The organism is Actinomycetota bacterium, assembly GCA_036280995.1.
Taxonomy (GTDB): Bacteria; Actinomycetota; CALGFH01; order CALGFH01; family CALGFH01; genus CALGFH01.
Genome location: DASUPQ010000023.1, coordinates 1 through 10,796, shown reverse-complemented (window position 1 = coordinate 10,796; position 10,796 = coordinate 1). Strand labels below are relative to the sequence as shown.

The window sequence follows — 10,796 nt, the reverse complement described above, 5'->3', positions numbered from 1 at the left end:
CTGGAACGAACCGTTCCGTTCTGCTCGGTCGGCCGGTGACGCCTCGATGACGCTCAGGCCGGCCGGGGAGCCGGTGGGCACGACGCGGTCCACCCGGAAGCCGGCGCCGGCGAGCAGGCGGCGGGCGTCGTCGCCGGCCCGGTCGTGCAGGACCCGCGAGCGCAGGTAGTCGAAGAACCGGTCCCCCCATCGACCCGGGCGGGTCTCCGCGGAGGCACTCCCGACCTCGGTGGACGCGAACCGCCCCCGTCCTCCTCGGCCAGGACGTCCTCAGCCGGGTCGTCAGGAACCCGTCAGGCAGCCGCCCGGCCCGGGCCCGGGCCTCCCAGGCCCTGGACGGCGACCCGGACAGCGCCTGGGTGCCGGACGGCCGCGGCCCCGCGCGTCGCCGGCGGGGGTCCGACGCTCAGCTCCGGGTGGCGTCGCGGACGGCGGTGCGGGCGGCCCGGCCGTCCTCGGCGTCGAGGGCGAGGGTGGCGAGCCCGCGGCACTCGGCCAGGGTGTGGGCGGCGAGGGCGGCGCGGACCGCCGGGATGCTGACCGGGGCCATCGACAGGCTGGTGATGCCCAGCCCGACGAACACCAGGGCGAGCAGCGGGTCGCTGGCCGCCTCACCGCACACCCCGACCGGCTTGCCGAGGGCCTTCCCGGCCTCCGCGGTCATCCGGACCAGGTCGAGCAGGGCCGGCTGCCAGGCGTCGAGCAGGTCGGCCAGCTCCCCGGCCATCCGGTCGGCCGCGTAGGTGTACTGGGACAGGTCGTTGGTCCCGATCGACATGAAGTCACAGGCCGCCGCCACGTGCCTCGCCCTGATGGCCGCCGCGGGCACCTCGACCATCACGCCGCCCGAGGACAGCCCGTGGCCGCGCACCTGCTCGGCGAAGGCGGCCGCCTCGCCCGTGGTCGAGACCATCGGCGCCATCACCCAGACCTGGGCCTGGCTGGCCGACGCGGCCGCGGCCACGGCGGTCAGCTGCTCCTCCAGCAGCTCGGGATGGCGCCGCGAGGTCCGCAGTCCGCGCACGCCCAGGGCGGGGTTGGGCTCGTCGGGCACGGTGACGAACTCCAGCGGCTTGTCGGCGCCGGCGTCCAGCGTCCGCACCACCACCTTGCGCCCCGGGAAGGCGTCGAACACCCGCTGGTAGACGGCCTGCTGCTCCTCCAGCGTGGGCGCGTTGGGCCGGTCGAGGAACAGGAACTCGGTCCGGAACAGCCCGACGCCCTCGGAGTCGGCGGCCGCCGCCGGCTCCAGGTCCTTGTCGCCGGCGATGTTGACCAGCAGCTGCACCGGGTGCCCGTCGGAGGTGCGGCCGGGGCCGCTGACCGCCTGGAGGGCGGCCAGCTTCTGCTGCTCGGCGTCGAGCGCCTGCTGGACGGTGGCGTCGTCGGGGGCGACGTCCACGGTCCCCTCGGTCCCGTCGACCAGGACCGTCTCGCCCTCGGGGATGGCCGTGGCGCCATGGCAGGTGACCACCGCCGGGATGCCGAGCGACTTGGCCAGGATGGCCGTGTGGCTGGTCGGCCCGCCCTCCTCGGTGATGATGGCCCGCACCCGGTCCTTGTCCAGGGTCGCGGTGTCGGCCGGGGCCAGGTCCAGGGCGATCAGCACGAAGGGATGGCCGGGGTCGGGGACGCCGGGCATCGGCACGCCGAGCAGCGTGGCCACGGTGCGGTTGCGAAGGTCGTCGAGGTCGGCGACGCGCTCGGCCATGTAGGGCCCGGCCGCGGCCAGCATGGCGCGGAAGTCCTCGAAGGCGTCGACCACCGCGGTGATGGCCGCCTTGCCGGCGTTCACCCCGTCGGTGACCTTGGAGGCGAGGGTCGGGTCCTCGGCCATCATCGCCTGCGCGGCGAGCACGCTCGCCGCCTCCCCGGGGGCGCGCGCCGCCCGCTCCTCCAGGTTGCTGGCGACCGCCTTCATCGCCGCCATGGCGGCCTGGTTCTCGGCCTCGGGGTCGCCGGAGGGGGTCGCGTCGGTCGGGACCACCGGGGGAGCGGCCATCTGGGCCACGGGCCCGGCGGCGACGCCAGGGCTGACCCCGATGCCGCTGAGTGTCTCTGCCATGGCTACCCCTCGCTGTCGAGGTCCCTGGCGACCAGGGCGGCCAGCTCGTCGAGGGCCTGGTCGGCGCCGTCGCCGTCGGCCGCCAGCACGATCTCGTCGCCGCCGCGTGCGTCCAGGGCGAGCACCGACAGGATGCTGCGGGCGTCCACAGGGTCCCCGCCCGACGCCTTGGCGATCGTCACCTTGACGGGCTGCTTCGCCGCCGCCTGGACGAACATGGCGGCAGGCCGGGCGTGCAGGCCGACCTTGGAACCGACAACGACACGGCGCTCGGGCATCAGAACCTCCACCTCCGGCACGCCGGGACCAGCCCGGCTCTCCCATGTGCCAGACAGTATCAACGCCGAGCGGCCTGCCGACCAGTTCGACCCCTCTCGCCACCTTTCGCGGGATGCTACTGTGGCGACGGGTCAATTGGACTAGTCCACTTTGGAGGCGCGGTGCCGAGCCGGATGCGAACCGAGATCGCCGAGCAGCCGGAGGCGCTGCGCCGCACCTTCGAGGCGCTGCTGGCCCAGGCCGGCGAGCTCGAGGCGCTGGGCCGGGCCACCCGCCAGGTGCTGTTCATCGCCCGGGGCTCCTCGGACAACGCCGCGGTCTACGGCCAGTACCTCTGCTCGGCCCGCGCCGGCCGCCTGGCCTCGCTCGCCTCCCCTTCCCTGGCCACCGTCTACCGCGCCGACCTCGACCTGCGCGGCGTGCTGGCGGTGGCGGTCTCCCAGTCCGGCGCCACCGAGGAGATCGTCACCACCCTCGAGTGGGCCCGCCGCTGCGGGGCGCGAACCGTCGCCGTCACCAACGTGGCCGGTTCGCCCCTCACCGAGTCCGCCGACGTCCCCCTCATCACCCAGGCCGGCCAGGAGCTCGCCGTCCCCGCGACCAAGACCTACACCACCCAGCTGGCCGCGATGGCCGTGCTCGCCCACGGCCTGCGCCGGCCGGGCACCGGGAGCGAGGGCGGCGGGGTGGCGGTGGAGGAGCTGCTCGGGGTGCCGGAGGCGGTGGCGGCCATGCTCGGGGTGGCGGACGCGGCGGGGGAGCTGGCGGGGCGGCTGGTCGATGTCGACGCGCTGGTCGTGTCGGGGCGGGGGTTCGCGTACTCGACCGCGCTGGAGCTGGCGCTGAAGCTCAAGGAGACCTGCTACCTGACGGCGGTCGGGCTCTCCTACGCCGACCTGCTCCACGGGCCGATCGCGGTCGTGGACCGGCGGACACCGGTCCTCCTGGTGGCCGCCGGGAACGGGCCCATGCTCCCGGAGATGACCGCGCTCGCGCGCCGCATCGCCGGGACCGGCGCCGACGTCCACGGCATCGGCGGCGACCCCGAGTTCGCCGCCGCCTGCCGGTCGACCCTCCCCGGCACGTCGCTCCCCGAGCACCTGGCGCCGTTCGCCCTGGCCGTTCCCGGCCAGCTCCTGGCCGAGGCCCTGGCCAGAGCGCGCGGCCTCGACCCGGACGCTCCCCGCGGCCTCGACAAGGTCACCCAGACCGACGCCTGACAACGGCCCAGCCGGGAGGTGGTGCGGCGCCGCACCGCGCCACTGGGCCCGGACCCAGCCCGCGCCGTCAGCCCGAGGCGGCGCGGAGGAGGGAGGCCTCGCTGATGTACTGCTGGTCGTCCATGAAGGCGCGGCGCCAGAGGAAGTACTCGGAGCGGGGCCGGTCGTCGGTGATCTCGGGGCCGGGACCGAGGAAGCCGCGCAGCTCGTCGTCGGCCAGCCACTGGGAGCGGCGAACGACCTCGACCCAGCCGTCGGCGTCGGTGACGGGGTGGTCGGGCACGTCGTTCAGGTCGCGGCGGGCGGCGGGCGTGCCGAGGACCTGGCGGATGTTCTCCTCGGTGAACTCGAGCGGGGCGTCCGAGCCGAACATGAACACCCCGTGCCGGCCCGGCGAGAGGACCAGCCGGACGTGGCCGAACACGCCGGCGAAGGTCCGGACGTGCTCCTTGAAGTCGTCGAGCGGCAGGGCGTAGGGGATCCAGAGCATGAACACCCCGCCGGGCCGCAGGCGGGCCTTGCCCTCGGTCAGGAACTCGCGCGTGTAGAGGACCACCGAGCCGGCGCTCTCGATCGGCGGCGCCGGGTCGACGGCCACCATGTCGTAGGTCTCGCGGGACAGGCGGACGTAGTTGCGGCCGTCGCTCACGATCACCCGGCCCTCGGGATGGTTGAGGAAGCGGTCGGCGTCCGGGAAGAAGACCGGCATGCGGCTGGGGACGGTGGGAGACAGCTCGACGGCGTCGGTCCGCAGCCCGAGCTGGAGGCCGGAGCGGTAGGTCCCGCCCATGCCGAAGGCGATCACCAGGAAGTCCTGGGCGTCGGGGCGCAGCGCCTTGGACAGGTAGCCCATCAGCTTGGTGTCGACCGTCAGCGAGGTCATCCCGACCCCGCCGACCAGGAGCCGCCGGCCCTTGGCCGGCCCGCCGACGGTGTCCACCGTGGCCAGCTCGTCCTCGGCGTGGGTCACGGGCAGGCCGGTGCGGCGCAGCTCGTTCTCGGTGCGGGTCCGGGTGACCGGCAGGTCGAGCGAGGACGCCACCAGCCCCAGCACCGCCAGCCCGGCCAGCCCGGCCCCGACCAGCCGCGCCCGCCCCCGGTTCGCCGACCCGGAGGGAGCCGGTCCCGCCGAGGCCCCACCTGCGGAGGTCCCGCCCGCGGAGGCCGGACCCGCCAAGGCCGGGCCGGCGGCCGCCGGCAGCTCGCCGGGGTGCCCCGCCCGATCCGGCGGCGGGCCCGCGACCCCGGCCGGTCCCGGGCGGCCCACCGGGTCGGCGAGGAAGAGGGCCGCGCCGGCGAGGAGGTTGAGGGCGCCCAGGAGCAGGATGGAACCGTTGGTGCCGAGGGTCCCGGCGAGGACGAAGGCGGCGCTGAACGAGCCGAGGATGGAGCCGCCGGTGTTGGCCGCGTACAGCAGGCCGACGCTGCCCCCGGCGGCCGCCGCCGACGGGGTGGCCAGGCGGCCGGCGAGCGGGAAGGCGTAGCCCATCAGGACCGTCGCCGGCAGCAGCACCACCACGGTGCGGACCACGAACGGGACGTGGCCGACCATCCCGCTGCCGAGCACGACCGTTGCCTGGGCGAGCACGCCGACCCCGGCCAGGCAGAGGCCGAGCGTGCCCAGCCGCTCGCCCCCGGGCCGGGAGAAGCGCCGGTACAGGAAGCTCCCGAGGGCGATGCCGAGCAGGAAGATGGCCAGGATGGTGGTGAAGATGTAGATGCTGGAGCCGGTGCCCTCGGCCAGCATCCGGGTCCACAGCACCTCCAGGGCGAGGGACACGAACCCGGAGACGAACGTCGCCGCCAGCACCGCCCGCCGCCGGGGCCGGAAGGCGCGCGGCACCTCCGGCCGGGCCGGACGCTCGCGCCGGGCGGCCGGCCCACCGGCCGCGTCGGGACCCGTCTCCCAGCGCCGCGACAGCAGCAGGGCGCCAATCCCGGCCACGAGGTTGAGGGCGACGGCGATGTAGCTGGTGAGGCGCAGGCCGAACAGCTCGATGAGCACGAAGCCGGCCAGCAGCGTCCCGGCCATGGCGCCGACGGTGTTGGCCGCATACAGCTCGCCCAGGCGGGCGCCGGCCTCGTCCAGGGTGCGGACCAGGTAGCGGGTGAGCAGGGGCAGGGTCATCCCCATCAGGAACGTGGCCGGCGCCACCGCCGCGAGGGCGAGGCCGAAGCGGACGCCGGCCAGCTGGCCCGGCCGCTCGACCAGGCTCGGCCACACGCCCCGGTAAAGCTCGGCCAGGCTGCTGAACGCGAACGGCAGCAGGGCGGCCATGGCGGCGACGGCCAGCTCGATCAGCCCGTAGAGGCGCAGCGGCCGCGCGCTGGTGTCGGCCAGCCGGCCCCCGGCCAGGCTGCCGAAGCCGAGGCCAGCCATGAACGCGGTCACGATCGTCGCCACCGCCTGGGTGGTGTTGCCGAACACCAGCACCAGCTCGCGCGACCACACCACCTGGTAGATGAGCCCGGCGGCGCCCGAGGCGACGAACAGGGCGAGCACCACGCCGCGAAGCGACGGGGTGGCGCGGCTGGCGGGTCGGGGTGGGGAGGTGGCGACGGCCACGGGCAGGACTCCTCGGCGATCGATGCAGACCCGGAGGAGGCTTCCAGATGGCGGCCCGACCCGGCAAGCGGTCATCCACAGCCGTCCGGGTCGAGCGGGCCCGCGGGGCCGGGTCGGAGGGCCAGGAACCGTTCGGGTCCGGACGGCGTCCCAACCAGCAGACACCGACACGGGAGGGTGAGGATGCAGCTTCGCCGGGCGGCGGTTGGGGTGGCGCTGGTCGCGATGGTGGTCGTGACCGGCTGCGACCGGGGGGCGGACACCGCCGGCGGAGGCGGCGACGAGGCCGCGGCGACGCAGTCGGCCGACCAGGCCGCGGGCGGGGCACCGGGCCAGGCGGCGGGCGGCGCGGCCGATCAGGCGGCCCCGGCCGCCGTGGCCACGGAGGCCAGGGAGAGCGACAAGGGCGGGAGCACCGGCTCGACCGGGGCGGCCGCCCAGGTGCGGCTGGTCGACCTCGGCAACCGGGTCGTCCGCACGGCCAGCGTCGACCTGGAGGTCGGCGAGGGCGACCTCAACAAGACCATCAACGACGCCACCGACGTCGTGCTCCAGGCCAAGGGCCTGTACGTCGGGTCGTCCACCTCGGTGCCGGAGGGTGAGCCGGCCAGCGGCCAGGTCACCTTCCGGGTCCCGGTGGACGCGTTCGAGCCGGTGCTGCGCCAGCTCAAGGAGCTGGGCACCTACCGCGGGGAGAAGTCGAGCACCGAGGACGTGACCAACCAGTACGTCGACCTCAACGGCCAGCTGGCCGCCTGGCGGGCCCAGGAGCGGGTGTATCTGCGCCTGCTCGACCGGGCCAAGTCGGTCACCGACGTGATCGCCGTGCAGAACCAGCTCCAGCAGGTGCAGTCGAACATCGAGCGGCTCCAGGGGCAGCTGGACCACCTCGAGGACCAGTCGTCGTTCTCCACCATCGTGCTGCAGCTCACCGAGCCGGGCGCCGGCGGCCCGGCCCCCCAGCCGACCGGCCGGCTGGCCCGGGCGTGGGCGACCGCCGTGAACGGGCTCGGGGTGATGGCCGCGGCCGTGCTGGTCGCGGTGGTCTGGCTGACGCCGGTGCTGGTCCTGGCCGGGCTGGTGCTGTTCGGGGTCCGGGCGCTCCGGCGGCCCAGGCCGGTGTCGGGGAAGGTTTCGGGGTGATCATCCAGATCACGGTGTACGGGCTCTTGAGCGGCTTCAAGAACCTGGCCCGAGGCTGCCTCGTGAGGAGCTGCCTCGGCGTCCCGCCGGCCCGGCCGACCTAGGTCACCACTCTGCCCACCTTGACCAGCCCCGTGGTGCGGATCTTGTGGAAGTTCACCGGGGGGCCGCCCGAGTGGGTCGCTGAGACCGCCATCCTCGGCCCGGTGCCGTTCTTGCGGTACACGATCTCCACGTGGGAGACGACCCCGTTGTGGTCGTAGTCGTAGAACAGCAGGTCCCCGGTCCGTGAGGTGGAGAGCGAGGTCCGGGTGGTGAAGGAGTACAGCTGGCGGGAGGTCCGGACGCCGCGGCCGGTCAGGTTGACCCCGGCGTAGCGGTAGGCGGCGACGACCAGGCCGGAGCAGTCGAAGCAGTTGGGTCCGGTGCCGCCGTAGCAGTAGGGCTCACGCTGGGCGACCTGGATCTCGGCGTAGCGGTTGACCGCCTTGCGGATCCGGTGCTGTTGGGCGTCCGACACGTTGATGGCTCTTGCCTGGGCCGGCGGCGCCAGGACGGTCTGGCCGGCGACGCCCAGCGTGGCCGCGAGGACAGCGACCACGAGCAACTTGCAGCGCAAAGGGGGGCTCCTCTCCGGTAGGGGGGTTCGGAGGGCGGGGAGGAGGCTACCCCGGTCAGGGCGCTCTTGTCCAATTCGCTAGGTTGTGCAGCATCGATAGGTTCTGCAGCCACGCTGGGTTCTGGATGCTCAAGGGATTCAGCAGGGTTGCTGAGTTCTGCGAGTTGAACGCTGCAGGGAGCTTGGGAGGACCTCTCGACCTTGGCGCGGCGGTCGGACTGGTCGAACCCCCACCACACCCCGTGGTTATCCGTGGATGACCGCTGCCGACCGCTGCGTAGGGCAAATCCGGGGCACGGCCGGTAAGGGTGAATATGGCTCGGGCCTGGCGGCGATGGCGCCACCTTGCCTGGGACGGTTTGCGTCGCGGTACGGCGGGCATGGTGCCCCGCGGTTGCGCTCTGAGGCCGCACCACGAAGGCACAGGGGGGAGGCCAGAGCATGCCGCTAGAGCCAGACGACCTCCGTATCTCTCCAGAGCAAGAGAAGCTCAACCGTCAGCTTGAGGCGCTTCAGCGTTACGTTTCTGGCCTCCAGCAGCACGAACAGGCCAAGGCCGCGAACCGGTCATCGTCGGCGCCCGAGGCGCGGCCCTCCAGACGCTGGCTGCTGCTCACCGGCCTGCTGGTCGTTCTGGCGCTGGCCGGGGGCGTCTTCCTCGGCGCGGTCGCCTGGTCCGATGACCGGCCGGCTGGCCCTGCGGCGGGCGCCACCAACGCCTCGCCGGTGAGACAGCAGGCTCCAAGCACCAGCACCGCGGCACAGGGCTCTAACTCCACCACCGACGCCCCGGTGGCCTCACGGGCCTGCAGGACGGCAGTGAACCGGGCCAACACGATGCTGGCCATCGCGGTGGGGCTACGGAGGACGGTAGACGAGTACGGCAGGATCATGAACGACCCGTCCAGTCGTGAGCTGTCTGGTCGCGAGCTGGTCGACAAGAGCGCCCCGGTGCTGCGGGCCGGGACGAGCGAGTCAGCCAGGTTCACCCAGGCCCTGGCCGACTACCGCCAGGTTGTGGACCAGTGCCAGGTGCGCCAACCCTGACCGGGCAGGTCAGGCGAAGGCGTTGACGGCCTCCCCAGGAACTCGTGAGTTCTACGCAGCTTCAGCATCTGTGCTGGATATGCCGTGCGTTCGGGTTTCCTTGCGGTTGTGTCACGTTTGGCGTGTAGGCAGGCGGGCAGTTTACCGCCCCATAAGGAATTGATCCCATCTGGCGGGAGGTGACCGACCACCCTTCTTGCGAAGGCAAGCATGAGCGTAGCAAAGCTGGTGCTGCACGACCGCAGTACTTGATCTGCATTGGCCGTGCCGGTTCTGGTGGTGGCGACAGGTATTTCAGGAGCCAGAACTCCACAGGCCTGTTCGGCTCGACATGAATCCTCTGCACGCCGGGAAGTCCCCGACATCGCGGGCTTTCCCACGTCCGCACGGCCCCTCGCCTGATAGATTTTGGAGGACATCGATGAAGACTGGGGCACCTTCCTTCCGCCGGCGATCCATGTTACTGGCCGCGGTTGGCATCCTCGCTTTGGTGCTGACGGCGTGCAGGGGCGTTGGCGGCGGACAGCTTCCGCCAGACAACGTCCTTTTTAAGGCCCCGGCGTCGTTCGGATTCAGCTTTAGTTGCGAGGACAAGGGCGGCATCAATCCGCCAACCGGTCAGCTGGCTATCCAGCTCAGCTACATCGACCATGGCGCCAACCCCCTCGGCTCGGGGTTCTCGATCCACGGGATCGTCGACCAGATCGACCCGGTGCTGGAATCCGCAATTTGTATCGGTCAGAATCCGCCTCCTGGCGGGAATGAGCTGATCTTCCTGGGCCGCTACCGGCTGACGTCATCGGCACCGGCGGGCTTCCCTTCGACGTGCCCGACGCGTGAGACGAAGACCACACCGCTGTGCCGCTTCGAGGTCATCGTCCGGGACAACGACCAGAACCTCCGCCCATCGCCGGGCGACTACTTCCAGATCACGCTGTCGAGCGCTACGGCTGTCACGTCGGAACTCGACCCGACGTTCGTGTTCTACACCCGGGCCGGCCTGCTCTCGAGTGGTAACCTCACGGTTCGCTGACGCCAGGAATGCTCCGTTAATCCCATGGGGGACGAAACTATGGATTCTCAGGATCACCCGGCTCGGCCGAATGGATCCGACGGTCGCTTTTCCCGCCGTGGGTTCCTCGCTGGGGCGGCCGCCCTGTCGGCCGGCGCCATGGTCGGCAGCCGGCAGGCAGGCGTCGCCCATGCCCAGGTGGGCGGCAGTGGCCTGCATGGCGCCCAGCTTCGGGGTCTGTTCCTGACGAGTAAGGACCGGCTGGCCGAGGGCCGGTTCGGGGCCATGTTCAAGCGGCTTCCGGCCTTCGCGCCGCCGGACACCCTGCTGGAGAACTTGGCGAGGGAGATGGTCGAGCCTGATACCAGCGATGCCTTTCTCGCCGCCACCAACGGGCGGCTGAAGGCCGGGTTCACCTTCATCGCGCAGTTCATCGACCACGACATCACCTTGGACACCACCCCGCTCGACCTCCAGCAAGCGGACGCCGATGCAACCGTCAACTTCCGCACGCCGCGCTATGACCTCGATGTGCTCTACGGGCGTGGGCCGACGGATGACCGTCAGTACTATGATCCGGCCGATCCGGCCAAGCTGCTGCTGGCCCCGAACGTCAACGGTGTTTTGGACATGCCGCGTGACGAATTGGGCAAGGCGATCATGCCGGACCGGCGCAACGACGAGAACCTGATCATTGTTCAGTTTCACAAGGCCGTCGCTCAGTTCCACAACCGGATTGTCGACGACGCCCGGGCCCAGGGCATCCGGCAAGAATGGCTGTTCGAGACCGCGCGCCGGCTGGCCCGCTGGCACTACCAGTGGGCGGTCATCCACGAGTTCCTCCC

9 protein-coding genes are annotated in these 10,796 nt (G+C 72.1%); 5 read left to right on the top strand and 4 right to left on the bottom strand.

What is annotated here, in order from left to right; translation table 11 throughout:
• Nucleotides 1-406: 406 nt before the first annotated feature.
• Together ptsP and VF468_00580 are read right to left on the bottom strand one after the other, a co-directional pair.
• Nucleotides 407-2,065, bottom strand: coding sequence for a phosphoenolpyruvate--protein phosphotransferase (gene ptsP / locus VF468_00585; protein ID HEX5876821.1), 1,659 nt, complete (start codon nucleotides 2,063-2,065; stop codon nucleotides 407-409).
• A gap of 2 nt (nucleotides 2,066-2,067) precedes the next feature.
• Nucleotides 2,068-2,343, bottom strand: a complete 276-nt coding sequence (locus tag VF468_00580; GenBank protein ID HEX5876820.1) for an HPr family phosphocarrier protein — start codon at nucleotides 2,341-2,343, stop codon at nucleotides 2,068-2,070.
• 174 nt (nucleotides 2,344-2,517) lie between these two features.
• Between VF468_00580 and VF468_00575 the strand changes: the two genes are divergently transcribed.
• Nucleotides 2,518-3,564, top strand: coding sequence for an SIS domain-containing protein (locus VF468_00575; protein HEX5876819.1), 1,047 nt, complete (start codon nucleotides 2,518-2,520; stop codon nucleotides 3,562-3,564).
• 67 nt (nucleotides 3,565-3,631) lie between these two features.
• Here the strand turns inward: VF468_00575 and VF468_00570 are convergent, their stop codons facing one another.
• Complete coding sequence (locus tag VF468_00570; protein HEX5876818.1) at nucleotides 3,632-6,130, bottom strand: fused MFS/spermidine synthase; 2,499 nt, start codon at nucleotides 6,128-6,130, stop codon at nucleotides 3,632-3,634.
• A 183-nt stretch (nucleotides 6,131-6,313) separates the two neighbouring features.
• Here VF468_00570 and VF468_00565 point away from each other — a divergent pair, with 183 nt between their 5' ends.
• Nucleotides 6,314-7,273 (top strand): DUF4349 domain-containing protein, encoded by a 960-nt coding sequence (locus tag VF468_00565; GenBank protein HEX5876817.1) that lies wholly within the window; start codon nucleotides 6,314-6,316, stop codon nucleotides 7,271-7,273.
• 100 nt (nucleotides 7,274-7,373) lie between these two features.
• Here the strand turns inward: VF468_00565 and VF468_00560 are convergent, their stop codons facing one another.
• On the bottom strand, nucleotides 7,374-7,892 hold the full coding sequence (locus VF468_00560; GenBank protein ID HEX5876816.1) for an NlpC/P60 family protein: 519 nt from the start codon (nucleotides 7,890-7,892) through the stop codon (nucleotides 7,374-7,376).
• A gap of 441 nt (nucleotides 7,893-8,333) precedes the next feature.
• On the opposite strand from VF468_00560, the gene VF468_00555 reads away from it, so the two are divergent.
• From VF468_00555 to VF468_00545, 3 genes are all read left to right on the top strand, one after another.
• Nucleotides 8,334-8,939 carry a hypothetical protein gene (locus VF468_00555; GenBank protein HEX5876815.1) on the top strand — a complete coding sequence of 202 codons (606 nt, stop codon included), beginning with the start codon at nucleotides 8,334-8,336 and terminating at the stop codon, nucleotides 8,937-8,939.
• A gap of 457 nt (nucleotides 8,940-9,396) precedes the next feature.
• Entirely contained in the window at nucleotides 9,397-9,972 is a 576-nt protein-coding gene (locus VF468_00550; GenBank protein HEX5876814.1) for a hypothetical protein, read from the top strand.
• 138 nt (nucleotides 9,973-10,110) lie between these two features.
• A partial coding sequence (locus VF468_00545; GenBank protein ID HEX5876813.1) for a peroxidase occupies nucleotides 10,111-10,796 on the top strand: 686 nt, incomplete at its 3' end.